Genomic DNA, 25,590 nt, shown 5'->3' on the forward strand with positions numbered 1-25,590 from the left:
GAAGCTCGGGTCGGTCGTGGACAAGCTAAGTGTCTGAATGGGGTCGCAGTAGACCCTGGCATGGTGAGGCTGGTTGGATTTTGATCCCTCCCCTTGCGCACCGCGTCATGGGACACGATCCACGAGACCATCGCGGATCCTCATCCGGCCTTCCCCGCATAGGGCGCAAGCCCGCTCACGGTCTCGCTAACCTCGAGTGGCCGTCCCAGCGCCGGAAACGCTCTCTGCGGGCAGGCTGGACGCTCGCAGACCTTGCAGCCCATGCCGATCGGCGTGGCCGCGGCGCGATCCGTGAGGTCGAGGCCGCGTGAGTAGACGAGTTGCTCCGCACGGTGCAAGTCGCAGCCCAGGCCGACGGCGAAGGTCCGCGGTGGCGCTCCGAAGGCTTCGCTGCTGCGCGCGACCGTGCGGGCGATCCAGAGATAGGTTCGCCCGTCCGGCATCGCCGCCACCTGCGTCAGCGTCCGGCCGGGTTGGGCGAAGGCCTCGTAGACGTTCCACAATGGACAGGTTCCGCCGACCTTCGAGAAGTGGAAGTCCGTCGCCGATTGCCGCTTCGAGATGTTCCCGGCCCGGTCGACTCGGATGAAGAAGAACGGAACACCACGGGCGTCGGGCCGCTGCAGCGTGCTGAGCCGATGGCAGATCGTCTCGAACCCGAGGCCGAAGCGGCAGGACAGTGCGTCGATATCGTAGCGGACCTGCTCGGCCGCCGCGAGAAACGCCCGGTAGGGCAGCACGAGCGCACCGGCGAAGTAATTGGCGAGGCCGACGCGCAGGAGCTTTCGAGCCTCGTCGGTCGTCGGTCCCGCATCCGCGACGGCACCATCGATCTCGTCCCGCGCTTCCAGAAGGGCGAGTTGCGTCGCGAGCTGGAACGCCTGCTGTCCCGGGCGAAGCCGGCTCGACAGCATCAGCACGCGCGACGCCGGATCGAAGCTGCGCAAGGCGGGGGCCGTGTCCTCCCAGGAGGCGATGCGCACGCCGTGCCGGTGCTCCAGCCGCTCGCGCAAGCCGGCCGCGGCACGGGTCGGATTGGGCCACGCGGTCCCGATGCGTTCTGCCGCCTCGTCGAGCGCCGGCAGGTAGTTGCGGTTTCGCGCGAAGATATCCCGGACTTCCTCGTAGGCCGTCGGCCGCATCGCGAGCAGGTCGGCCTGCCGGTCCTCGCCGATCCCGGCCGAGAACGCCGCGTTCTGATCGAGCACCGTCCGATAGCGTGCGTGGAGCTCTTGGATCAGGCGGCCGACCGCCGGCATCTGCCGGGCGACCTCCCGCAGTTCCGCGGTCGCGATGGATTCCTCGGGCGACGCCTCCGCCACGATGTCGCGCAATGACGAGACCATCCTGGCCTCGTCATCCTCGGAGAAGAGCTGCGCGTCGACCCCGAGAATCTTCGTGAGCTTCAACAGCACCGACACCGTCAGCGGACGCTGGTTCTGCTCGATCTGGTTGAGGTAGCTCGGCGAGATGTCGATCGCCTTGGCCAGGGCGCTCTGGGTGAGCCGACGCTCCTCGCGCAACCGGCGCAGCCGCACGCCCGCGAAAGTCTTCATTGCGCATTCGCAAAATTTACAAGACTCGGCATCATCCCTCGCAAATCCTCACACATTCAGTCCTTCCCGGCCCAGGAAGCATGCGCGTATTGCGAATGTCATGGCAAGCGCATCCGCTCCCCGATCACCCGCCGCCCATGCTCCCGGCTCTCCTGCCGAAGCGCGCATGGTGGAGGTCGTCTTTCCCGGTGGTGCGAACCATCACGGCACCCTCTTCGGTGGGACCGCCCTCGCCCTCATGGCGAAGGCCGCCTTCGTCGCCGCGAGCCGACGCGCGGGACCGGGCGTCGTGCTCGTCGCCGCCGAGCGGGTCGAGTTCGAGCGTCCCGTCCCGGTCGGGAGCGTCGTCGAGTACTGGGCCGCCGTCACCCGGCTCGGGCGCTCGTCGATGACCGTCATGGTCGAGGGCCGCGTCGACGGGCCGGTCGGCGAGGACGGCAGCACCGTGATGCGCGGGCGCTTCGAGATGGTCGGCGTCGACGAGAACGGACGACCCAGGCCGATCGACCCGACGATGACGAGAGAAGGGGCAGCATCGTGAGACTGCACGAAGTCCGCACATACTTGTCGGCCGAGGCGCTCGCGCGCGAAGATCAGCTCGCGTGGAAGCTCGCAGAGGTCGCCGGCGATCCCATGGCGGTCGATGACGACGTCGTCGAGATGATCGGCAACCGGATCATCGACAACGCGGCCGTGGCCGCGGCCTCGCTGGCGCGGCGTCCGGTGGCGAGCGCCCGCGCGCAGGCGATGGCGCATCCGCTCGCGCCGGGCGCGACGGTGCTCGGCCTGTCGCCGCACCGGCGCGTCTCGCCGGAATGGGCCGCCTGGGCGAACGGCGTCGCCGTGCGCGAGCTCGACTTCCACGACACGTTCCTGGCCGCCGACTACTCGCATCCGGGCGACAACATTCCGCCGGTGCTGGCCGTCGCGCAGCATTGCGGCCGCACTGGCGCCGACCTCGTACGCGGCCTCGCGGCGGCCTACGAGATCCACGTCGCTCTCGTGCGCGGGATCTGCCTGCACGAGCACAAGATCGACCACATCGCCCATCTCGGCCCTGCCGCCGCCGCCGGGCTCGGCGCCCTGCTCGGGCTTCCCGTCGCGACCATCTACCAGGCGATCCAGGCGACGCTGCACGTCACGACGACGACCCGGCAATCGCGCAAGGGCGAGATCTCGAGCTGGAAGGCCTACGCCCCGGCCTTCGCCGGCAAGATGGCGATCGAGATGACCGACCGCGTCATGCGCGGCGAGGGAGCGCCGTCGCCCGCCTACGAGGGCGAGGACGGGTTCATCGCCTGGCTGCTCGGCGGGCCGTCGGCGGTCTACGCGGTTCCGCTGCCGGAGGCCGGAGAGGCGAAGCGCGCGATCCTCGACACCTACACCAAGGAGCATTCCGCCGAGTACCAGAGCCAGGCGCTGATCGACCTCGCACGGCGGCTCGGCCGCCGGATCCCCGATCTCGGCCGCGCGCGCGAGATCGTCATCCACACCAGCCACCACACCCACTTCGTCATCGGCACCGGGGCGAACGACCCGCAGAAGATGGACCCGGAGGCGAGCCGCGAGACGCTCGACCATTCGATCATGTACATCTTCGCCGTCGCGCTCGAGGACGGCGCCTGGCATCACGAGCGATCCTACGCGCCCGAGCGTGCCCGGCGACCCGACACCGTCGCCCTCTGGCACAAGATCCGGACCGTCGAGGATCCGGACTGGACGCGGCGCTACCACGCGCGCGACCCGGGCGAGAAGGCATTCGGCGGGCGCGTCGTGGTCACGCTGGCGGACGGCAGCGTCGTCGAGGACGAGATCGCGGTGGCGGATGCGCACCCGCTCGGCGCACGGCCGTTCCGCCGCGAGCACTACGTCGCCAAGTTCCGCGCGCTCGCCGCGGGGATCGTACCGGAGGCCGAGCAGGACCGGTTCCTCGGCACCGTCGAGCGCCTGCCGCGCCTGAGCGCGAACGACCTCAGCGGCCTGACCTTCGCGGTCGACCCGGCACGGGCGGCCACCCAGGGCGGCCGGGGCATCTTCGGGGCCGGGGCCGCGACGCGGCAGCCGTCGCTCGTCGCCGGTTGAGGAGGGAAGACCATGACCCAGGAGACGAAACCCGCCCCGAAGAAGTCCGTCGCGCTCTCGGGTGTCACGGCGGGCAACACGGCACTCTGCACCGTCGGCCGCACCGGGAACGACCTGCATTACCGCGGCTACGACATCCTCGACATCGCCGAGACCTGCACCTTCGAGGAGATCGCGCATCTCCTCGTGCATGGCACGCTGCCGGACGAGGCCCGGCTCGCGGCCTACCAGGCGAAGCTGCGCTCGCTCCGCGGCCTTCCGGCCGCGGTCAAGCGGACCCTGGAGGCGATCCCGGCGGCGGCCCATCCCATGGACGTGATGCGCTCGGGCGTCTCGGCGCTCGGCTGCGTCCTGCCCGAGGCGCCGGACCACAATCCGGCCGGCGCGCGGGAGATCGGCGACCGGCTGATGGCCTGCCTCGGCTCCATGCTGCTGTACTGGCACCACTACGCGCATCACGGGCGCAGCATCGAGGTCGAGACCGACGACGACACGATCGGCGGGCACTTCCTCCACCTGCTGCACGGACGGCCGCCATCGGCGTCGCACGTGCGGGCCATGCACACCTCGCTGGTGCTCTACGCCGAGCACGAGTTCAACGCCTCCACCTTCACGGCCCGGTCGATCGCCGGGACGGGGGCCGACATGCATTCGGCGATCACGGGGGCGATCGGGGCGCTGCGGGGGCCGAAGCACGGCGGGGCGAACGAGGCCGCCTTCGAGGTCCAGTCCCGCTACGCCGATGCGGACGACGCCGAGGCCGACATCCGCCGCCGGGTCGCCGCCAAGGAGGTGATCATCGGGTTCGGCCATCCCGTCTACACCCTCGCCGACCCGCGCAACCGCGTCATCAAGGACGTCGCGAGACAGCTCTCGGAGGAGGCGCGGACGACGCGCCTGTTCCGGATCGCCGACCGGATCGAAGCCGTCATGGGCGAGACCAAGCGGATGTTCGCCAACCTCGACTGGTTCAGCGCGGTCTCCTACCATTCGATGGGGGTGCCGACCGCGATGTTCACGCCCCTCTTCGTGATCGCGCGGACCTCCGGCTGGTGCGCCCACGTCATCGAGCAGCGCCAGGACAACAAGATCATCCGCCCGTCGGCCAACTATGTCGGGCCGGAGAAGCGGGCCTTCGTGCCGCTCGCGGCGCGGGACCGCGCCACGCCACACGCTGCGTGAAGGAGGACAGCATGCCTCACCTCGTCGGGTCCGACGTCCCCAGCGAGCCTGCCGGAACGCGTTTCCGGGCGCTGCTCTCCAGCCCTGGGATCCTGCCGATCCCGGGCGCCCACAACGGCATGGCGGCGATCCAGGCGAAGCGCGCGGGCTTCGAGGCGCTCTACCTGTCCGGGGCTGCGATGACCGCCTCGATGGGCCTGCCCGATCTCGGCATCATCACGGTCGACGAGGTCGCCTTCTTCGTCCGGCAGGTGGCCCGCGCGAGCGGGCTGCCGGTGCTCGTCGACGCCGATACGGGCTACGGCGAGGTCCTCAACGTCATGCACACGGTCCGCTGCTTCGAGGAGGCCGGCGCGGGGGCGCTGCACATCGAGGACCAGATCCTGCCGAAGAAGTGTGGCCACCTGAACGACAAGAAGCTCGCCGACGCCCGAGACATGGCGGCCAAGGTCGCGGCGGCGGCCAGGGCCCGCCGCCACCTCGTCGTCGTCGCCCGGACGGACGCGGCCGCGAGCGAGGGACTTGACGGTGCGGTCGCCCGCGCCAAGCTCTACCTTGAGGCCGGCGCGGAGGCGATCTTCCCCGAGGCGCTGAACACGGCCGAGATGTTCCGGGCCTTCGCCGAGCGGCTGCCGGGCGTGCCGCTGCTCGCCAACATGACGGAGTTCGGCCGCACGCCGTTCTTCACGGCGGCCGAGTTCGAAGCGATGGGCTACCGGATGGTGATCTGGCCGGTCTCGTCGCTCCGCGTCGCCAACAAGGCGCAGGCGAGGCTCTACGCGGCCATCGCGCGCGACGGCGGCACGCACGCGAAGGTCGATGCCATGCAGACCCGTGCGGAACTCTACGCGGCGATCGGCCTGCACGATTACGAGGCGCTCGATGCCTCCATCGTGCGGACGGTCGTACCCGAGCACCCGCCGCAGCGCTGACGCCGCGCCCGCGGTGCTCGACGCCGCTGCGAGAGCCATCCGCCTCCGAGCACTCCTCGTCCGTGGTCGGCCGGACCCGTGCCGACGACCGGCCTTTCGATGATAAAGACATAAAGATGTCTTTATATCACGGATTGACAGAGCTCCGCGTTCGCGTCATCCAGTGTGGGTCGAGGTTCTTCCGGGTTCCGGCCTGGGAGCTAAGAGGGAAGCCGGTGCGCCTTCGGGCCAAGCCGGCGCTGCCCCCGCAACTGTAAGCGGCGAGCCGCTGCCCACCACGTCACTGGACCGGACGGTCTGGGAAGACGGGCAGAGGCGACGACCCGCGAGCCAGGAGACCTGCCTCGACCGCATAACGTCCCTGGGCGGGGTGTCCCGGTGGTGCGCAGGCTTGCGGCCGGGCACCCGTCCAGCCGCGTCCGCATGCGTCCGCTCGGCCTTTGCCTCCAACATGGTTTGGAGTTGAGCCGATGTCTTCTTCCATCGTTTCCATCGCTACCCTCGGCGCTCCGCGGATCGGTCCGCGGCGCGAATTGAAGGCTGCACTCGAGAGTTTCTGGGCCGGCAAGATCGACGAGGCGGCCTTGCGGGAGGCCGCCGCTGGCCTGCGCGCCGCGAACTGGGCGCGCCAGAAGGGGCTCGGGATCACCGAGATCCCGTCGAACGACTTCTCCCTCTACGATCACGTCCTCGACACGAGCGCGATGCTCGGCGCGGTCCCGTCCGCCTACGACTGGTCCGGCGGCCCGGTGCCGCTGGCGACCTACTTCGCCATGGCGAGAGGGTCGCAAGGACACACCCACCATGACGGCTGCACCCACGCGCATGCCGGATCCGGCCAGGGTGTCCCGGCGCTCGAGATGACCAAGTGGTTCGACACGAACTACCACTACATGGTGCCGGAGTTCCGGCGCGGGCAGGATTTCACCAACGCCTCGACCAAGGCGGTCGACGAGTTGCGCGAGGCGGCGGCGCTGGGCTACGCGACGCGGCCGGTCCTGCTCGGCCCGGTCAGCTTCCTGCGCCTCGGCAAGGCGAAGAACGACGACTTCGATCCGCTGTCGCTGCTGCCCGGCCTGCTTCCCGTCTACACCGACGTGCTGCGCCGGCTCGCCGCGAGCGGGGCCCGCTGGGTGCAGATGGACGAGCCCTGCCTGTCGCTCGACCTCCCCGATGCCGCTCTCCAGGCGCTGCGCGACGCCTACGGCATGTTCGCCCGCGTGGTGCCGCAGCTCAACGTGATGCTCACGAGCTATTTCGGCGGCCTGGGTGACAATGCCGCCACCGCCCTGTCGCTGCCCGTGGCGGGGTTGCACCTCGATCTCGTGCGGGCGCCCGACCAGTTGGAGCCGATCCTGTCCCGGGCGCCGCGCGGACTGGTCCTCTCGCTCGGGGTGATCGACGGCCGCAACGTCTGGCGCTCGGACCTGCCCGCCATCCTGGACCGGATCGAGCCCGTCCTCTCGAAGCGCGGCACCGATCACGTCCAGGTCGCTGCGTCGTGCTCGCTCCTGCACGTCCCGTCCGACGTCGAGCTGGAAACCGGCCTCGATCCCGATCTGAAGAGCTGGCTCGCCTTCGCAGCACAGAAGATGGACGAGCTGACGATCCTCGGTCGCGCACTGGGAGAGGGGCGCGACGCCGTCCGCGATGAGCTCGCCGCCGCCGCGGGGGTGATCGCCGCTCGGCGGGCGTCACCGAAGGTGAACGACGCGGCGGTGCAGCGGCGTGCGGACGCCGTCACGGGCGACATGGCTCGCCGGCGGAGCGCCTTCGTGCAGCGGCGGGATCTGCAGCGCGAGCACTTCGGGCTGCCCGCCTTTCCGACCACCACCATCGGCTCGTTCCCGCAGACGGCGGAGGTCAGGAAGGCGCGGTCCGCTCACGGCAAGGGGCAGATGAGCGATGCCGAGTATGACGGCTTCCTGCGCGAAGCGACCGCCCAGACGGTGCGCTGGCAGGAGGAGATCGGGCTCGACGTGCTGGTTCACGGCGAGTTCGAACGCAACGACATGGTGCAGTACTTCGGGGAGCAGCTCGCCGGCTTCGCCTTCACGAAGGCCGGCTGGGTGCAGTCCTACGGTTCGCGTTGCGTGCGGCCGCCGATCATCTTCGGCGACGTGTCACGGCCCGCACCGATGACGGTCGAATGGTGGCGCTACGCCCAGTCCCACACCGAGCGCCCGATGAAGGGCATGCTGACCGGTCCGGTCACCATTCTGAACTGGTCTTTCGTGCGCGACGACCTGCCCCGCGCCGCGGTGTGCCGCCAAATCGCCCTCGCCGTGCGCGACGAGGTCGCCGACCTGGAGGTGGCCGGGGCTCGCATGATCCAGATCGACGAGGCGGCGTTGCGCGAGGGGCTGCCGCTGCGGCGATCGGATTGGCAGCACTACCTGGACTGGGCGGTCGAATGCTTCCGGCTCACGGCCTCGGGCGTCGCCGACGCGACCCAGATCCACACTCACATGTGCTACTCGGAGTTCAACGACATCATCGCGGCGATCGGCGCCATGGATGCGGACGTGATCTCCATCGAGACCTCTCGCTCGAAGATGGAGCTGCTCGACGCCTTCACCAGCTACCGCTACCCCAACGAGATCGGACCAGGCGTCTACGACATCCACTCGCCGCGGATCCCGGACGTCGCCGAGATGACCGATCTGCTGCAGCGTGCCCGAGCCAAGCTCGGGGATGACCAGATTTGGGTGAACCCGGATTGCGGCCTGAAGACGCGCGGCTGGGCCGAGGTTCGCCCGGCGCTGGTCAACATGGTCGAGGCCGCCCGGCAGACCCGGGCCGCGTTGTCCGCTTGAGCCCGCCCCGCGCACGGGCTGGGTCGTCGATCCATCCCGTGCGCGGGCCACAGTCCGGTATGGCGAATCGAGTGAGCCCGGGGACATCGCACATGTCAGCACGCACCATCGAATGCAGTGTCCGGTCGTTCGATGTAGAACTCGTCGGCGGCGCAAGGGTTAGCCGATGCGTCGGGACGCCCCCGCGCGCGACGAACGACAATCATCGCTCGTTCGGCGTTTCAATATGGTTCCTCGCGACATCAGCGTACAGTCTCGCGAGACTCATCGGCTCCCAATTCTCGAAATCTCGCTGACTGCTCGCCGCTATTACACAGAATAATAACTCTTTGCAGAGTTTCACTCGCGGGTGGCCAGCCGGCTCGCATCGATCGCGCTACGGATCGCGTCGAGGCCGTCGGTCAACGCGGCGGGACCCGGCTGCAGGATGAGGGGCGACTTGACCTCGACGATGTGTCCGGAGCGCACCGCCGGGATCTCGGCCCATCCGGGCCGCAAGGCGATCCGCTCCGGCACCACCTTCTTGCCGCACCACGACGCCAGGATCAGCTCGGGCCGGGCCGCGACCACCTGATCCGACGCGACGATCCGGTCGCGAGCGGCCTGGCCCGCGCGCAGCGCGGAGAACACGTCGTCGCCGCCCGCGACCTCTACGAGTTCCGAGACCCAGCCGATCCCGGAGATCAACGGCTCGTCCCATTCCTCGAAGTAGACCCGCGGCCGAGGCCGGCCGGCGGTCGCGGCGCGGATCGCCGCGAGCCTGTCCTCGTAGCCCCGCGCCAGTGCCTCCGCCTTCCCCGGGACCCCAACGAGCGAGCCGAGCAGGCGGATCATCGCCAGGATGCCCGCAACGTCGCGGTGATTGAACGCGTGTACCGCCACGCCGGACCGGATCAGGTCGGCGACGATGCCCGCCTGCAGGTCCGAGAAGGTGAGGACGAGGTCGGGTTCGAGGCCCAAGATCTTCGGGATGTCGGCCGAGGTGAAGGCCGACACGCGCGGCTTCTCCCGGCGGACTCGCGGTGGCCGGACCGCGTAGCCGGACACGCCGACGATGCGATGATCCTCGCCGAGCAGGTACAGGGTCTCGACCGTCTCCTCGGTCAGGCAGACGATCCTATCGGGCGGAAAGCGACGCACTTGACCTCACGCTTTCATGGGATGGCTCCCCGATACAGGAAGGAGCCGGTATCGGGGAGCCATTCGACAGGGAAGATGCTCGGCAGACGCGGCTGTAGGCCGGGACCAGCCCTCACCCGCACCACGTCAAACGGTGCGGGGCTGCGTAGAAAGATCGCCCGGCGACTGCGGGCGATCCACGAGGATCGTTCCCTTCCTGCTTGTCCGGCTTCCAGTTTAGGTCGGCGGTCGCCACCTGTCATGCGGCCTGCGTCAATCCCAGGCCAAAGCCCCCCCGTTTTGGTACTCGGTCACGCGGGTCTCGAAGAAGTTCTTCTCCTTCTTAAGGTCCATCGCCTCCGACATCCATGGGAACGGGTTCTCGGTCTCGGCGAAGACCGGCGCGAGGCCGAGCTGAGCGCAACGCCGGTTGGCGATGAAGTGCATGTACTGCTCGCACAGCACCGCGTTGAGCCCAAGGAAGCCGCGGGGCATCGTATCCCGACCATAGGCGGCCTCGAGGGCCGCGGCCTCGCGCAGCATGCCCCGGATCTCGTCCTGGAACGCCCGGGTCCACAGGTGCGGGTTCTCCGCCCTGATCTGGTTGATGACGTCGATGCCGAAATTCAGGTGCAGGCTCTCGTCGCGCAGGATGTACTGGTACTGCTCGGCGATGCCGACCATCTTGTTGCGCCGGCCGAGCGACAGGATCTGGGCAAAGCCCGTGTAGAACCACATCCCCTCGAACACCACGTAGAAGGCGACGAGGTCGCGCAGGAAGGCCTGGTCGGCCTCCGGCGTTCCGGTGCGGAAGCCGGGATCCTCCAGGCTCTTGGTGTAGCGCAGCGCCCAGGCCGCCTTGGCGGTGATCGAGGGCACCTCGCGGTACATGTTGAACAGTTCACCCTCGTCGAGACCGAGGCTCTCGACGATGTACTGGAAGGTGTGCGTGTGCACGGCCTCCTCGAAGGATTGCCGCAGCAGGTACTGCCGGCATTCCGGATTCGAGAGGTGTCGGTAGATCGCCAGCACGATGTTGTTGGCGACGAGGCTCTCGGAGGCGGCGAAGAAGCCGAGATTGCGCTTCACCGTCCGGCGCTCGTCCTCGGTGAGGCCGTCGCGCGAATGCCAGAGGGCCACGTCCGCCTGCATGCCGACCTCGGTCGGCATCCAGTGATTGTTGCAGGCGGCGAGGTACTTGTCCCAAGCCCAGCGGTACTTCAGCGGCAGGAGTTGGTTCACGTCGGCGCGCGCATTGATCATGCGCTTCTCATCGACGGTGACGCGGGCGGCACCGGCCTCGACGAGACCGAGGCCGGTGGTGTCGGGGGGCGGAGCCGCGGCGGGACGAAACGGGGCGGGCATGGATGACGGTTCGGACCAGTCGAGCACGGGATGGCCTTTGAGCAGAGGAGGGAGAGGGCGGCCGGGCTGCGGCCCGGCCACGAAGGCGCGGCCCGTGCCTACTGGCAGGCCTCGCAGGTCGGGTCGTCGAGCGAGCAGGCGAGCGGCGCGGCGCGCTCCGGCAACAGGATCGGCTCCGCGCCCGCGGCCGCGAGCGGCGTCACCGCGACGGCGTTGAGCTTGCCGTCGGTGCCCTTCAGCGTCGATTTCTCGACGGCGCTCGCGGCCCGCGTCCGCAAGTAGTAGGTGGTCTTGAGCCCTCGCCTCCAGGCGAGACGGTAGAGCGCGTCGAGCGTCTTGCCGGAGGGTGACGCCAGGTAGAGGTTCAGCGACTGGGCCTGGTCGATCCATTTCTGCCGGCGTGCGGCCGCCTCGACCAGCCACGCCGCGTCGATCTCAAAGGCCGTCGCGTAAAGCGCCTTCAGGTCGTCGGGGACGCGGTCGATCTGGCCCAGGCTGCCGTCGAAGTATTTGAGGTCCGACACCATGACCTCGTCCCAGAGCCCGCGGGCCTTGAGGTCGCGCACCAGGGCCCCGTTCACCAGGGTGAAGTCGCCGGACATGTTCGACTTCGCGTAGAGGTTCTGGAACTCGGGCTCGATGGACTGGGTCACCCCGCAGATGTTCGAGATCGTCGCGGTCGGCGCGATCGCCATGACGTTCGAGTTGCGCATGCCCGTCTCGACCACGCGCGCCCGCAGCCCGTCCCAATCGAGGCGCTGCGAGCGATCGAGTTCCAGCCCGCCCCGCGCCTCGGCCAGGATCTCGACGGAGTCGATCGGCAGGATGCCCCGGGACCAGAGCGACCCCTCGAAGGAGGGATAGCGCCCGCGCTCGGCCGCGAGATCGACCGACGCCGCGATGGCGTGGAAGGCGAGCGCCTCCATGCTCTCATCGGCGAAGGCGATGGCGGCCTCGGACGCGATCGGCAGCCGCAACGTGTGGAGCGCGTCCTGGTAGCCCATCAGGCCGAGCCCGACCGGACGGTGGCGCAGGTTCGACCGGCGCGCCTCGGGGATGGTGTAGAAGTTGATGTCGATGACGTTGTCGAGCATCCGCATGGCCGTGCGGACCGTGCGCGCCAGACGATCGTGGTCGAGCCCGGACGGCGAGACGTGGGCCGCGAGGTTGACCGAGCCGAGATTGCAGACCGCGACCTCGCCGTCGGAGGTGTTGAGGGTTATCTCGGTGCAGAGGTTGGACGAGTGGATCACGCCCGCATGGCCCTGCGGCGAGCGCAGGTTGCAGGGATCCTTGAAGGTGATCCACGGATGCCCGGTCTCGAACAGCATGGTCAGCATGCGCCGCCAGAGATCGACCGCGCGCACCTCGCGCCAGACATTCATGCCGCCTGCCTGCGCCCTCGCCTCGTAGCGCTCGTAGGCCGCCTTGAAGGCGGGGCCGTACAGGTCGTGCAGGTCGGGCGTCTCGTCGGGCGAGAACAGGGTCCAGGGACCATCCTCGGCGACGCGCTGCATGAATAGGTCCGGCACCCAGTGCGCGGTGTTCATGTCGTGGGTCCGCCGACGCTCGTCGCCGGTGTTCTTGCGCAGGTCGAGGAAGGCTTCGATGTCGACGTGCCAGGTCTCGAGGTAGGCGCAGACGGCACCCTTGCGCTTGCCACCCTGGTTGACCGCGACCGCGGTGTCGTTCGCGACCTTGAGGAACGGGACGACGCCCTGGCTGTCGCCGTTCGTCCCCTTGATGTGGGCGCCGAGCCCTCGCACGCGGGTCCAGTCGTTGCCGAGGCCGCCGGAATACTTGGCGAGCAGGGCGTTGTCCTTGATCGATTTGAAGATCCCGTCGAGGTCGTCCGGTACCGTGGTCAGGAAGCAGGACGAGAGCTGCGGTCGGGTCGTGCCGGCGTTGAACAGCGTCGGCGTCGAGCACATGAAGTCGAAGGAGGAGATCAGATCGTAGAATTCGATGGCGCGCGCCTCACGGTCGACCTCGCGCAGGGCGAGGCCCATCGCGATCCGCATGAAGAAGGCCTGCGGTAGCTCGATGCGCTGACCGCCGACATGCAGGAAGTATCGGTCATAGAGGGTTTGCAGGCCGAGATAGTCGAACTGGAGGTCGCGCTCGGGCTTCAGCGCCGCGGCGATGCGATCGAGGTCGAAGCGGGCGAGTTCGGGATCGAGGAGCTCGGCGTCGATGCCGACGCGCAGGTAGTCGCGAAACACGTCGGGGTAGTGCATCGCCATCTCGGCCTGCGTCGCCTCGCGCGGCCGGCCGGCGAGGCGGGAGAGCACCTCGCGGCGGAGCTTGTCGAGGAGGAGGCGGGCGCTGGCCTTGGCGTAGCCCGGCTCGGTCTCAATGAGCGTGCGGGCGGCCAGGATCGGGGCGAGGGCCAGTTCGTCGCGCGAGATCCCGTCATAGAGGTTGCGGCGCGTCTCCGCCAGAACGGCCTCGGGCGAGACACCGTCGAGACCGGCGCAGGCCTCGGCGATCACGGCCGCGAGGCGCGCACCGTCGAGCGGCACCAGCGTGCCGTCCTCCGCCTTCAGGTGGAGCACCGGTGCCGCCGGCACGGTCGCGGCCTCGTTGCGGGCCCGCACCCGCTCGCGCGCCCTCTCCTCGCGATACAGAACGTAGGCGCGCGCGACCTTGTGGTGCTCGGCCCGCATGAGGGCGAGCTCGACCTGATCCTGCACGTCCTCGATATGAACCACACGACCGCCCTCGGCACGGCGCGCGAGTTCCGCGACGATGGTCGTCGTCAGCCCCGCCACGATATCGTGGACGCGCCGCGACGCCGCGGCGCTCGAGCCTTCGACCGCCAGGAACGCCTTGGTGAGCGCGACCTTAATCTTGGTCGGATCGAACGGTGCGACAGCGCCGTTGCGGCGGATGAGGCCGAACCCGAATGGGCTCTCGTGCCCGGCCCGGACGGCGTCCGATTGGATCGATGGTTTGATCGTGGCGGTCGATGATTCGTGAAGCGTCTGCATCGCGCGGGGCCCCGTATCCGTCGTGGAGGACGAGAGCCCGAGCGGACGCGCACGACGCCGCCGCGCCGGTGACGGGCGGTGTCGCAGGCCATCCACCGGGGCACCCCGCCCGAGGAGGAAAACTGGTGTCCCGGCAGGTCTCCTGGCTCACGGCTCAGCGCCCTCCGCCGTCTTCCCAGGCCGATCGGCCCAGTGACGGTGTGGCGAAGGGCTCGCCGCTTACAGTTGCGGGGGCAGCTCCGGCATTGGCCCTCTTCCCGATCGGAAAGGAGGTGCCGCACCGGCATTCCCTCTTAGCCTCCCACCGCGAGATGGAAGGAACCGTGACACCGAGATATGGTGGTTGGAACGCAGGCAGAGTCAATCTGTTGCGTTTGCGCGCGTGAGCGCTGTGGATAGCAGGGATACCAATCGTCAGGTCGATGCCATCCCTCGCGGCCTCTGGATCGGCTGCCCGACACGTAGCCAGTTGGCCATGCTGGAGACGGGAGCGCGATCTCCTCGGCAGTGAGGGTCGGCCGTGTTGTGCGGACGGACGGTGTCCGGGGATCGTCAGCCAGGCGCCGCGCCCACTCCTCTCGGGGCTGGTCTTGGATAGAACGCCATGTCGTAGTCGGGCGTCCAAGCCCGCGGCGACCTCTGGCTCCGGTGCGTAGCGGAGGGCAACGTGCCCGATTGAACCAGATGATGCCGTGATGCCAACCCTGACCGATCGCCAGCGCGTCGAACTCGCGATCCCCGCCTACCTCCTGTTCGCGCTGTCCTCCGCACCCGATGCGTTCGTGCCGGCCGACCCGGACCTGGCCGCGAGGGCCGAGGCCGACATCGCGGCGATGCGCGCCGATATACAGGCCGCCCTCCTAGAGCCCTTCGGTGACCTCACAGGGAAGAAGCAGCATGCCCTCCTGCGCCGGGTCGAGCGCATCGGGAAGGGCGTGATCACCGGCTGGGGAAACCGCTCAGCGCTGAGCGTGATGCTGACGCTCTGGTACTTCCTGAAGGACCTGACCGACCGCGAGGTTCTGATCCTGTGGCAGGGCTCGGCAATGGAGCGGGCAACGAGCCGGCTGCTGCCGATGTTCGCCCACGGCTTCGAGGAGGAGAAGCGGGACACGGCGGCGCAGGAGCAGGCCCGTCAGCTCCTCGCCCGGCTCCAAGTGGAGGGGCTATATGACTGAAGTCCTCTTTCAGGCTTCCTGCTCCCGGCTGCGAAGGACGGGCGCCGTTCTCGCCGGCGCGCGCGATGGGATCGTCACCTGAAAGGCCGAACCCGCCATAGACGGGTTCGGGGAGCGCCGCGACTAGAGCCCGATCCCGAAGGGACGCGCCAGAATAAAACCTTAGATTTTCCACTTTCCTAATCGTAAACCAAACGTAAATACACAGAATATGTATTTCTCTATCCATCGTAGCGGAGTTACGAGCATAAAATTGGAAATCGATATTTTCTCAACAACATGCGATCGCAGGCTGCGTAACCTCGTTCAGGTTCAGCTAAAAGACGAATTGTAGAGGCCGACATCAAGCGTGGCGTTCCCCCGGCCGGCGTCGTTGCATCCTCGTCCACCATCGCCCGACCTGACTTGGAGAGCACGTCACCACGGCGTCTCGTGGCTGGATGTCATGGAGAAAGCGGCGATGCCGATGAAAGTTTCCGTCCGAAATCAGGGGTCACGGTCGGTGCCGTATCGGCCGACGTGAAGCCTGGCATGCTATCCTCCCTGTTCGGGTCTCCGGGCTCGCTGCAAAGGCGGCTCATCCTGGCGACGACGATCTGCATGAGCTTCGCGCTGGCAGGGGCGAGCGCCTCGATCGGGTCGTGCTGCATCGGTTCGTGCGGGGTCAGCTCGACGGCCGGATCACGGCGCTGGCCTCGGAATCGCAGCCTGAGGCTGACGGGGGCCTGGCCGTGCCGGGTGAGCGCGAGGTGCCGCCCTTCGACCGACCGCGGTCGGGCTGGTACTGGGAGATCCTCCGCGGCGACACCGTGTTGAGATCGGCATCGCTGGACGGTGCTCGCCTCGACGTACCGGTTCCGGGACCGCGACCCGGCCAAGATGGCAGGCCTGTCCCCGCCGACGGCATTGGTCCCTTCGGCGAGCGGCTGATCCTGCGGCTGCTGACGGTTCAGGACAAGCCGGGGGAGCCCTCAACCCTGTATGCCCCTCGGCGCCGGCTGCAGCGCTCGACGGGTCTGTCATGGAAGCGGTGCGCACCCTCGGCCTCTGCCTCGAGCTGATCGGGGTGCTGGTGTTTGTCGGCGTGCTGTTCCAGGTCCGGCTCGGGCTGCGTCCATTGCGTCGGTTGAGAGAGCAGCTTGCTGAGGTCCGAGCCGGCCGGCGCGAGCGTCTGCCGGTCGACCAGCCGATCGAGGTCCTGCCGCTATTCAGCCGGCTGGGCGATGCCGAGCTGGCGACTCTGGCGGGTAAGTTCACGCAGAGCCGGCATGCGGCCGGCGAGGTCATCGCCGACGAAGGCTTGACCGGGCGCAGCCTCGTCGTGGTTACCGACGGCACAGTCGAGTTGACTCTGTCGGGACCCTACAAGGGCCGCCTGCGCCAGGGGCTCGCGACCCGCGGCGACCATTTCGGCGACAGCGACCTCGGCCCCGCCCCGGCTGTCAAGGCGCTCTCGGCAGTGACCCTCCTCACCCTCGACCGCGCCGCGATCGAGGACGAGGCCATCGCCGTGCGCATCGCCCGGCACCGCGAGGAGTGCGACCGGCTGAAGGGCCACACCAATTCCCACGGCGAGCAGAGTATCGAGTTGCTCGCAGTCCATGCCGGCGAGCCGCGCCTGCCGACCACCTTCGTCGATTACGAACTCGATCCGCGCGAGTACCATCTCTCGACGATCCAGACGATCCTCAACACCCATACCCGCGTCGCCGATCTCTATTCCAACGAGATCGATCAGTTGCGCGAGCAGATCCGCCTCACGGTCGATGCCGTGAAGGAGCGCGAGGAGTGGGAACTGCTGAACAACTCGCAGTTCGGCCCCCTCCACGAGGTCGCGCCGCGCCAGCGCATCCCGACCCGCGGCGGTCCGCCGACCCCGGACGACCTCGACGAGTTCCTGACCCTGGTGTGGAAGAAGCCCGCCTTCTTCGTCGCGCATCTCCGCGCCATCGCGGCCTTCGGCCGGGAGGCGACCCGCCGCGGCGTGCCGCCGGTGGTGGTGCACCTGTTCGGCGCGCCGTTCATCACCTAGCGCGGAGTGCCGCTGGTGCCGAGCGACAAGCTGCCGATCGATATCGACCCGGTGACCGGCGCCCAGACCACCTCGATCCTGCTGCTGCGCGTCGGCGAGAGCGAGCAGGGCGTGGTCGGCCTGCACAATTCGGGCGTGACAGGCGAGATCGAGCCCGGCCTGTCGGTGCGCTACATGGGCACCAACGACCACTCGATCGCCTCGCACCTCGTGACCCGCTACTTCTCGGCCGCGGTGCTGATCGAGGACGCGATCGCCCGTCTCTATAACGTGCTGCTCGGCAACTACCATGACTACGCCTGAGGTCGACTTCCCCCCGGGACGCCGGCTGAGCTCGCCCATGCGGATCTCGTCGGGCGCCTCGCCCGCGAGATATACGGGCAGGGCCAGGGCCGCGAGCGCCCCCTCCGCGCCGACACTGCCGGCGGGACCTCAGGTCCCGCAAGCCCTTGATGCGTTCCCCTCGTCCCCGGCTCCGGCTGCTCTCGACTACCTAGAAGGCGTCGGGCTTCCGGGCATCGCGGCCTAGGAGCACGACCTGCTCGACTACACGCAGGAGGTGCTGGCCGAGGTGAAGGGCCTGCGCCTGATCGGGACGGCGCGGGAGAAGGCGAGCGTGATGTCGTTCGTGATCGAGGGTTTCGAGAACGAGACGGTGGCCCACCATCTCGACCGGCACGGAATCCCGGTGCGCTCGGGCCACCATTGCGCCCTGCCGGCGCTTCGCCGCTTCGGCGTCGACCAGTCGATTCGGGCCTCGCTCGCCTTCTACAACACCAGCGACGACGTCCACGTGTTTCTCAAGGCGCTGCACACCTTGCCGCAGCGCTGATCCTCGCACGATCGCCCGGCGTCTTGCCGCGCCGGGCGATCGATCCGGAGGGCTACCGAGGCGAGACTACACGTCACTCCCGAACGAGGCCGGGCAGCCTCGCGAGCGAAGCGGCGAGCGCGTCCACCAGCATCCGGACGCGCTTTATGCGCGTCCGCCCGGGCACGACGAGCAGCGACAGGGGCACGGGCTCGGGCGTGAAATCCGGCAGGATCTGCTCGACCAATCCGGCCGCCAGCAGATCGTCGATGAGCCAGACGTGCGCCGCCGCGATCCCGCGTCCCTGGACCAGGGCCTCGCGGGCCGCCAGGCCGTGATCGACCCGCAGGCCGCCGTCGAACGGGATCTGGACCGCCGCGCCGTCCCGGCCGCGCAGCGACAGCGTCCCGCCCCCAGCGAGGTTGCTCATGCGGATCGAGGCATGGGCGACGAGGTCGTCGGGGATCTCCGGCCTTCCCCGCTCCGCCAAATAGGCGCGGGACGCCACCAGGATGCGGCGGGACCGGCCGACGGTCCGGCACTGCAGGGTACTGTCCGCGAGAGGCCCGAGCCGGACCGCGACGTCGACCGCCTCCTGCACGAGGTCGATGCGCGCATCGGACAGGCTGAGATCCACGACGATCCCCGGATGGCGATCCTGAATGGAGAACAGCATCCGGCAGACGTGGCGGACCCCGAGGGCCGCGGTGCAGGAGATCCGGATCATCCCGGTCAGGCCACCGCCGGCGCTCCGCGCGCCATCCGTCGCCTCGTCCACCAGCCGCAGGATGATCCGCGCCTCGGCGTGGTAGCGCCGTCCCTCGTCGGTGAGGGTGATGCGCCGGGTGGTCCGGTTGAGGAGAGTGACCCCGAGCGCAGCCTCGAGGTCCGCCACATGCCGCGAGACGGTCGATTGCCCCACGCCCTGCTCGTGCGCCACCGCCGACAGGCTGCCGCGTTCGGCGACGCGCACGAAGCTGCGCATCCGCTCCAGGGTGATGCCCGATCTATCCATTTAACGGCATGATCCTATCCGTTCCCCTCAGCTACCGGATGAATCGGGCAGCGCCTAGCTTCGCGGCATCGTTCTTCGGTGAGCCGCACGCATGAAGATTCTCGTCGTTTCCGCCCATCCCGATCCGTCCTCCATGACAAACGCGCTACGTGACGTAGCGGTGGCCGAACTCCGGGCTGCGGGTCACTCGGTCCGCGTGACCGACCTCTACGCGATCGGGTGGAAATCCGAGGTCGACCGCCTCGATTTTCCCGCCCTGCCCGCCTCGGCGCGCCTGCGGGTGCCGGCCGCGTCTGGCGAGGCCTTCGCCACCGGGAGCCTGACGCAGGACGTCGTTTCCGCACAGCAGGACCTGCTCTGGGCCGACGCGCTCATCCTGGCCTTTCCCCTGTGGTGGTTCTCGATGCCGGCGATCCTGAAGGGGTGGATCGATCGGGTCTACGCGTTCGGCTTTGCCTACGGCGTCGGCGAACACAGCGAGACGCGCTGGGGCGACCGCTACGGCGAGGGCACGCTCGCGGGCAAGCGCGCGATGCTTGTCGTGACGGCCGGAGGCTGGCCGTCCCACTATGGTCCCAGGGGGATCAACGGGCCGATCGACGACCTGCTCTTCCCCATCCACCACGGGGTGCTGTTCTACCCGGGTTACGACGTGCTGCCGCCCTTCGTGCAGTACCGCGCCGACCGGACCGACGCGGCGACGTTCGACGAAGCAGCAACCGCACTGAGGGCTCGGATGCGACTTCTGTTCGAGACGCCGCCCATTCCGTTCCGCCGTCAGAACGGCGGGGATTACGCGATCCCGTCGATGGAGTTGCGTTCCGACAGGGTCAAACCGAATCTCACCGGTTTCGCCGCCCACGTCGAGCGCCCCGATCACGGCGTCGAGCACGTCGAGCGGCCAAGCCGCTGAGGGTCCGAAGGCAGGCGAAGCCATCCGCCCCCGGATCCCGCCGCAACGGCGAGCCAGGCCCGGGAATCGTCGGCCCTGCAACCAGCGCCGGCTGACGATCCGGCCGCGGCGGGGCACGAGCCCTTTCCGGTATCGCGCAGCCCGCTCCGGCAGGGTTTCCAATCATCGCGCGGGGCGGGGCCATACCGGATTGTCTCCCAGCGTCCTACCTCCATCTTCAGGCCATTAGTTTACAAATTCGATCGAATAAAATACCAAGCTGGTACGACGGGGCTGTACCCGGCGGGCCGCGGTCGCATCGGTCGCCGGACGCCGCGTATGCGAGGCGAGCATTCATGGCGGTCGAACTCTCCACCAAGGCGCCGCTGGCGATAGCGGGCGCGCGCCGAACGGCATCGCGAAAGGCCGACCGGAGATCCTGGAGCGAGCGCGAGTTGGTGGTCCTGTCCTGGCTCGCACCCCTCCTGTTCGTGCTGGTCTGGGAGGCCGTGTGCCGGTTCGGCGGCGTGAACAGGCAGGTCATGCCACCCCCGAGTTCCGTCCTCGCCACTGCCTGGACGCTCGTCGCGGACGGCTCGCTGTTCGTGCATCTCGGCTACAGCCTCTTGCGCGCCGCGGCCGGCTTCCTCATCGGCGGCGGCATCGGCTTCGGGCTCGGCCTGATCGTCGGCTCCTCGCGTCTCGCCGAGGCGCTGCTCGACCGCTCGATCCAGATGATCCGGGCGATCCCCTTCCTCGCCCTCCTGCCGCTCGTCATCGTGTGGTTCGGCGTCGACGAGGCCGGCAAGATCTTCCTCGTCTCGCTCGGCGTGCTATTTCCGATCTACATCAACACCGTGCTCGGCATCCGCCAGGTCGACCCGAAGCTCCTCGAGGTCGCGAAGGTCACGGGCCTGAGCCTGCGCGGACGCATCACCAAAATCATCCTGCCCGGCGCGATGCCGTCGATCCTGACCGGCGTGCGCTACGCGCTCGCCGTCGCCTGGCTGGCGCTCGTCATCGCCGAGACCATCGCCACCACGAAGGGCATCGGTTTCCTGGCGATGGACGCGCGCGAGTTCCTGCAGACCAACGTCATCGTGCTGACCATCGTGATCTACGCGGCGATCGGCGTCATCGCCGACGGGATCGCCCGCGCCCTGGAGCGCCGGCTGCTCGCCTGGCACCCGAACTACGCCAAGGAGGAGCGCCGATGAGCGCCGCCGTCACCGTCCGGGCCTTGCGCCGCCGCTACGGCGAGCGGGTCGTGATCGAGGGCCTCGATCTGCGGATCGAGACCGGCGAGTTCGTCGCCATGCTGGGTGAGAGCGGCTGCGGCAAGACCACGTTGCTGCGGGCGCTCGCCGGCCTCGACCCGGTCGACGGGGGTCGGATCGACGGCCCAGCCCAGCCGGCGGTGGTGTTCCAGGAGCACCGGCTGCTGCCCTGGGTCCCGCTCTGGCAGAACGTCGCCCTCGGGATCGAGACACCGGAGGCGAAGGCCCAGGCGGTCGCGGCCCTGCGCGAGGTGGGGCTGGCCGGTCGCGAGAACGACTGGCCGCGCAACCTCTCGGGCGGGCAGTCCCAGCGGGTGGCGCTCGCCCGCGCTCTGGTGCGCGAGCCGCGGCTCCTGCTCCTCGACGAGCCCTTCGCGGCCCTCGACGCGCTGACCCGCATCAAGATGCACGCGCTGATCAAGGACCTGGTGGCCCGCCACCGTCCCGGCGTCCTCCTCGTCACCCACGACGTCGACGAGGCCATCGCCATCGCCGACCGCATCCTGGTGATGCGCGGCGGCCGGATCGCCGCCTCCTACGACGTCGCGGCCGAGACCGAGGCCGGACCCGGTCGCTTACGCGGCAAGCTCCTCGGCGAACTCGGTGTCGAACTCCACGACCGCGCCGCCTGATCCTCAGAACACCGAACATACAGGACTTCTTCGTCATGACCCGCTCAGACGTTCCCGGTCTCGACCGGCGCCGGCTCATCCAGGGCGCCGGGCTGGCGCTCGGTGCCGCCGCCCTCGGCCTCGACCCGGCCCGGGCGCAAGGCCCCGGCACTCCCGGGACCCGCAACACCGACACCGTCCGCCTCGGCTGGGGGCGCGGCGGCCTGCCGCTGATCGCCCGCGAGCGCGGCGACTTCGAGAAGGGCCTCGCCGACCAGGGCATCAAGGTGAGGTGGGTCGGCCCGTTCCCCAACCATGCACCGTCGTTGCAGGCCGTCGTCGGCGGCAGCGCCGATTTCGGCTTCTGGGGAAGCACCACCCCGGCGCTCGCCGCCATCATCGCCGGCTCGCCCCTCGTCTTCACCAACTACAACGTCTACTCGCCGCGCTCGACGGCGATCATCGCCAAGAAGAACTCCGGCATCGATTCGGTCAAGGATCTCGCCGGCAAGAAGGTGGCGGTGAACCGCTCGGGCCTCGGCGAGTTCCTGCTGGTCGCGGCGCTGGAGAAGCACGGCGTCGACCGCAGATCAGTCGAGTTCGTGTACCTCAACCCGCCGGACGCCTCGCCGGCCTTCGGCCAGGGCCGGGTCGATGCCTGGTCGATGTGGACGCCAGCGGTCGACATCGCCCGCGACCAGTACGACGCCAAGAACATCTTCTTCGAGGGCATCGATCTCGATTTCCTGATCGACTACTCGTCCCTCGTCTCCTTGCGCGACTTCACGACCAAGAATTCCGCCCTCGTGCGCGCGGTGATCGACGCCTATGCCCGCGAGGGTCGGTGGATCAGCGACAACCCGGTCGAGGCCGAGACCATCGCCCAGAAGGAGGGCAAGTACGGCGACGCGGTGCGCGACCACCTCGCCGCCCTCAAGCGCCAGAACCGCTTCTACGAGGCCGACGACGCCACCTTCCTCGCCGGCTTTCAGAAGGCGGCCGACTGGCTCGCCGACCGGGCGATCCTGCCGAAGCGGGTGCAGGTCGCCGACCATTCCGTCCGGGTCTGACCACCCCCTCCCCATCTCCGCCCGGAGCGCCCATGCCCTCTCCAAAGCCCGTCCGTCTCGGCGTGAACGTCCTCGCCTCCGGGCGCCACGACGCCGCCTGGAAGACTTTTTCGGATCCGGTCTCGCTGCCCACCGACATCGATGCCTTCCTGCGCATCGCCAGGGTGGCGGAGAAGGGCAAGATCGACGCGCTCTTCCTCGCCGACGGGCCCGGCGGCCTCGTCGAGGAGGCGTTGCACCGGCCCTGGCGCGCCCTCGACCCGGTGACGCTGCTCGCCGCCCTGTCGCAGGCCACCAGCTATATCGGCCTCGTCGCTACCACCTCGACGATCTTCGGCCACCCCTACGCGGTCGCCCGCCAGATCGCCTCGCTCGATCACATCAGCAAGGGCCGGGCGGCCTGGAACATCATCACCAGCCAGACCCCGGTGGCGCTCGCTGCCTACGGGCTGCCCCACGGCTTCGACCAGGACGAGCGCTACCGGCGCGCCACCGAGTTCGTCGAGATCGTCACCGGCCTGTGGGATTCCCTGCCCCGGGAGGCGATCGTCGCCGACCGCGATAAGCACGTCTTCGTGGACAAGGCGCGGGTCCGACCCATCGCGATCGAGGGTCGCCACTTCAGCGCGAGCGGTGCGCTGTCGGCCCCGGTCGGGCCGCAAGGGCGGCCGGTGATCTTCCAGGCCGGCCAGTCGGAGGACAGCAAGGCGTTCGGGGCGCGGTATGCCGACGCCCTGTTCACCGGCCAGCGCCTGATCGAGCCCGCAAGAAAATTCTACGCCGACGTGAAGGCGCTCGCCCGCAGCCACGGCCGTGATCCCGACCAGCTCCTCGTCATGCCGGGCCTGTTTCCGATCGTCGGCAGTACGGAAGCGGAGGCCCTGCGGCGCAAGGCCGATCTCGATGCCGGCCTCGACATCGCGTTCCTGCGGGCCGAGCTCGCCCGGCACTTCGCCCTCGATCCCGACGACCTGCCCCTCGACGCCCCCCTGCCCTACGCGCTCATCGAGGCGGCGGAGCCGCGCGTGCCGATCGCCTCGCGCTGGCCGCGCAAGCAGATCCTCGCCGAGGCGGTCGAGCACGGCTGGACGGTGCGCCAGGCCGCGCTCAGCAACATCGTCGGCGGCCACCGGATGATCGTCGGCCCGCCGGAGGTCATCGCCGCCGACATCCTGCACTGGCTGGACGCAGGCGCGGCCGACGGCTTCAACCTCAACATCGACGTCCAGACGAGCGGGCTCGAGGACATCGTCGACGCGGTGCTGCCGCTGCTGCGCAAGGCTGGGCGGTTCCGCGACGACTATAACGGCCAGACCCTGCGCCATCATCTCGGTCTTGCCCCCTACCTCGACCCGCGCGACGCCGAGCCCCTGCGCCGCACCGGCACCGGCCGATAGGACTTCAGGGATGATCCAGGGACAGACCCTCGATCCGGGCGCCGCCACCCGGCCGGACTGGAGCCCCATCACCCTCCGCCTCGGCCTCGACGCGCTCTTCTCCGACTTCGCCGAAGGCGCGGCAGCCCGTGATGTCGCGCGCCGCCCGATCACCGCCGAGACGGCGGCGCTGAAAGCGCGCGGCTTCGGCGCCGTGCGGCTCCCCCGCGAGGCGGGGGGCGCCGGCGTGAGCCTGCCTGAACTGTTCGCGCTCGCCCGCGACCTCGCCAGCGCCGACCCGAACATCGCTCACGTCTTCCGCAACCACTTCTTCGCCGTCGAGCAGCACCGGAAGACGCCCAAGGCGCCCTTCTCGGCCCGCATCCTGGCGCTGGCGGGCGAAGGCCGGATGTTCGGCAACGCCGTCTCGGAGGCGGGCGGGGGACAGGCCGGCAGCCGCAACCAGGTACCGGGCGCGCGGCTCGCGCGCGACGGCGACGGCTACCGGGTCTCCGGCCGCAAGATCTACTCGACGGGCAACATGTACGCCGATCACCTCTTCGCCTCGGCTTTGGACGGGACGAGCGGGCGGACCGTGCAGTTCCTGGTCTCGACGAAGGCGCCCGGCGTCACCCTCGACGACGACTGGACCGGCTTCGGCCAGAAGCTCACCGGCTCAGGGACCACGGTGTTCGAGGGCGTGCGGGTCGCGTCCGAGGACCTGTTCGCGCTGCCGGAGCGGGCCGAGGGCGAGCCGCATCTCTACGGCTTCACCTTCCACCAGGTCTATCTGACCGTGGTGATCTCCGGCATCGTCACTCGCATCCTCCAGGACGCCCTGGCGCTGGTCCGGGGCCGGTCGCGCAACTACTATCACGCGCTCGCCGAGCACCCTTCGGCCGAGCCGGAGATCCAGGCGGTGATCGGCCGCATCGCCGCCCACCGGGCCGCGATCCTCGCGGTGACCGACCGGGCGGTCGCCGCCCTCGATCGTGCCTGGGCACGGGCGGCGGAGCCCGACGCCGAGGCCCTCTCGATCGCCGCCAGCATCGCGGCGGCCGAGGCCAAGATCGTGACCGACGAGGGCGCGGCCACGCTGGCGAGCCTGCTCCTCGACGTCGGCAGCGGCAGCGCCGTCGCGACCGAGCGGGCCCTCGACCGCCACTGGCGCAACCTGAAGGTCATCGCCGCGCACAACCCGCGGATCTACAAGGAGCGGGTGGTCGGCGACCACTACCTCAACGGTGCCCTGCCCCCGACCGGGGCGTTCTTCTGAGCCGGGCCTT

Annotated in this window: 18 protein-coding genes, 2 pseudogenes and 2 riboswitches; of the genes and pseudogenes, 14 read left to right on the forward strand and 6 right to left on the reverse strand. The window is 69.0% G+C overall.

The features are described 5' to 3' along the window. Positions 1-140 precede the first annotated feature (140 nt). Positions 141-1,556, reverse strand: coding sequence for a short-chain fatty acyl-CoA regulator family protein (locus BMX97_RS21940; protein ID WP_091753382.1), 1,416 nt, complete (start codon positions 1,554-1,556; stop codon positions 141-143). Positions 1,557-1,722: 166 nt separating this feature from the next. Here BMX97_RS21940 and BMX97_RS21945 point away from each other — a divergent pair, with 166 nt between their 5' ends. From BMX97_RS21945 to metE, 5 genes are all read left to right on the forward strand, one after another. Beyond that, on the forward strand, positions 1,723-2,097 hold the full coding sequence (locus tag BMX97_RS21945) for an acyl-CoA thioesterase (RefSeq protein WP_244538581.1): 375 nt from the start codon (positions 1,723-1,725) through the stop codon (positions 2,095-2,097). After that, complete coding sequence (locus BMX97_RS21950) at positions 2,094-3,638, forward strand: MmgE/PrpD family protein (protein ID WP_091753384.1); 1,545 nt, start codon at positions 2,094-2,096, stop codon at positions 3,636-3,638. Before BMX97_RS21945 ends, BMX97_RS21950 begins: the two co-directional genes overlap by 4 nt. Before the next feature lie 12 nt (positions 3,639-3,650). Then, positions 3,651-4,820: a bifunctional 2-methylcitrate synthase/citrate synthase gene (gene prpC, locus BMX97_RS21955; RefSeq protein WP_091753385.1), complete on the forward strand. Its 1,170-nt coding sequence runs from the start codon at positions 3,651-3,653 to the stop codon at positions 4,818-4,820. An 11-nt stretch (positions 4,821-4,831) separates the two neighbouring features. Further along, positions 4,832-5,752 (forward strand): methylisocitrate lyase, encoded by a 921-nt coding sequence (prpB, locus tag BMX97_RS21960; RefSeq protein ID WP_091753386.1) that lies wholly within the window; start codon positions 4,832-4,834, stop codon positions 5,750-5,752. Positions 5,753-5,908: 156 nt separating this feature from the next. Continuing rightward, positions 5,909-6,114: riboswitch (cobalamin riboswitch) on the forward strand. Between the two features lie 108 nt (positions 6,115-6,222). After that, complete coding sequence (metE, locus tag BMX97_RS21965; RefSeq protein ID WP_091753387.1) at positions 6,223-8,568, forward strand: 5-methyltetrahydropteroyltriglutamate--homocysteine S-methyltransferase; 2,346 nt, start codon at positions 6,223-6,225, stop codon at positions 8,566-8,568. Between the two features lie 339 nt (positions 8,569-8,907). Here metE and BMX97_RS21970 read toward each other — a convergent pair whose 3' ends face one another. The 3 genes from BMX97_RS21970 to BMX97_RS21980 form a co-directional block, all read right to left on the reverse strand. Continuing rightward, complete coding sequence (locus tag BMX97_RS21970; protein WP_091753388.1) at positions 8,908-9,708, reverse strand: cobalamin-binding protein; 801 nt, start codon at positions 9,706-9,708, stop codon at positions 8,908-8,910. A gap of 252 nt (positions 9,709-9,960) precedes the next feature. Continuing rightward, complete coding sequence (locus BMX97_RS21975; RefSeq protein WP_091753389.1) at positions 9,961-11,079, reverse strand: ribonucleotide-diphosphate reductase subunit beta; 1,119 nt, start codon at positions 11,077-11,079, stop codon at positions 9,961-9,963. A 71-nt stretch (positions 11,080-11,150) separates the two neighbouring features. Then, positions 11,151-14,042, reverse strand: coding sequence for a ribonucleoside-diphosphate reductase subunit alpha (locus BMX97_RS21980; protein WP_091753390.1), 2,892 nt, complete (start codon positions 14,040-14,042; stop codon positions 11,151-11,153). 114 nt (positions 14,043-14,156) lie between these two features. Next, a riboswitch (cobalamin riboswitch) is annotated at positions 14,157-14,383 on the reverse strand. 354 nt (positions 14,384-14,737) lie between these two features. On the opposite strand from BMX97_RS21980, the gene BMX97_RS21985 reads away from it, so the two are divergent. Then, positions 14,738-15,220 (forward strand): hypothetical protein, encoded by a 483-nt coding sequence (locus BMX97_RS21985; protein ID WP_244538582.1) that lies wholly within the window; start codon positions 14,738-14,740, stop codon positions 15,218-15,220. Positions 15,221-15,663: 443 nt separating this feature from the next. Here the strand turns inward: BMX97_RS21985 and BMX97_RS32300 are convergent, their stop codons facing one another. Next, positions 15,664-15,870: a hypothetical protein gene (locus BMX97_RS32300; RefSeq protein WP_143074692.1), complete on the reverse strand. Its 207-nt coding sequence runs from the start codon at positions 15,868-15,870 to the stop codon at positions 15,664-15,666. Between the two features lie 548 nt (positions 15,871-16,418). Between BMX97_RS32300 and BMX97_RS21990 the strand changes: the two are divergent. Beyond that, a pseudogene (locus BMX97_RS21990) lies at positions 16,419-17,555 on the forward strand (family 2B encapsulin nanocompartment shell protein); the annotation flags it as partial. A gap of 175 nt (positions 17,556-17,730) precedes the next feature. Further along, positions 17,731-18,084, forward strand: a pseudogene (locus BMX97_RS21995) (aminotransferase class V-fold PLP-dependent enzyme); the annotation flags it as partial. A gap of 73 nt (positions 18,085-18,157) precedes the next feature. Here BMX97_RS21995 and BMX97_RS22000 read toward each other — a convergent pair. Beyond that, entirely contained in the window at positions 18,158-19,078 is a 921-nt protein-coding gene (locus BMX97_RS22000; RefSeq protein ID WP_091753391.1) for a LysR family transcriptional regulator, read from the reverse strand. A 91-nt stretch (positions 19,079-19,169) separates the two neighbouring features. Between BMX97_RS22000 and BMX97_RS22005 the strand changes: the two genes are divergently transcribed. The 6 genes from BMX97_RS22005 to BMX97_RS22030 all read left to right on the forward strand — a co-directional run bounded on the left by BMX97_RS22005 (position 19,170) and on the right by BMX97_RS22030 (position 25,580). Then, positions 19,170-19,991, forward strand: a complete 822-nt coding sequence (locus tag BMX97_RS22005) for an NAD(P)H-dependent oxidoreductase (RefSeq protein ID WP_091753392.1) — start codon at positions 19,170-19,172, stop codon at positions 19,989-19,991. Positions 19,992-20,326: 335 nt separating this feature from the next. Next, positions 20,327-21,187, forward strand: coding sequence for an ABC transporter permease subunit (locus tag BMX97_RS22010; protein WP_091753393.1), 861 nt, complete (start codon positions 20,327-20,329; stop codon positions 21,185-21,187). Next, positions 21,184-21,879 carry an ABC transporter ATP-binding protein gene (locus BMX97_RS22015; protein ID WP_091753394.1) on the forward strand — a complete coding sequence of 232 codons (696 nt, stop codon included), beginning with the start codon at positions 21,184-21,186 and terminating at the stop codon, positions 21,877-21,879. Before BMX97_RS22010 ends, BMX97_RS22015 begins: the two co-directional genes overlap by 4 nt. Positions 21,880-21,914: 35 nt before the next feature. Next, positions 21,915-22,928, forward strand: coding sequence for an NrtA/SsuA/CpmA family ABC transporter substrate-binding protein (locus BMX97_RS22020; protein WP_091753395.1), 1,014 nt, complete (start codon positions 21,915-21,917; stop codon positions 22,926-22,928). A 32-nt stretch (positions 22,929-22,960) separates the two neighbouring features. Next, complete coding sequence (locus tag BMX97_RS22025; RefSeq protein ID WP_091753396.1) at positions 22,961-24,325, forward strand: NtaA/DmoA family FMN-dependent monooxygenase; 1,365 nt, start codon at positions 22,961-22,963, stop codon at positions 24,323-24,325. 10 nt (positions 24,326-24,335) lie between these two features. After that, positions 24,336-25,580, forward strand: coding sequence for an acyl-CoA dehydrogenase family protein (locus BMX97_RS22030; protein WP_091753397.1), 1,245 nt, complete (start codon positions 24,336-24,338; stop codon positions 25,578-25,580). Positions 25,581-25,590: the final 10 nt, after the last annotated feature.

Origin of the sequence: Methylobacterium sp. ap11, from assembly GCF_900110515.1 — a bacterium.
Lineage (GTDB): Bacteria > Pseudomonadota > Alphaproteobacteria > Rhizobiales > Beijerinckiaceae > Methylobacterium > Methylobacterium ajmalii.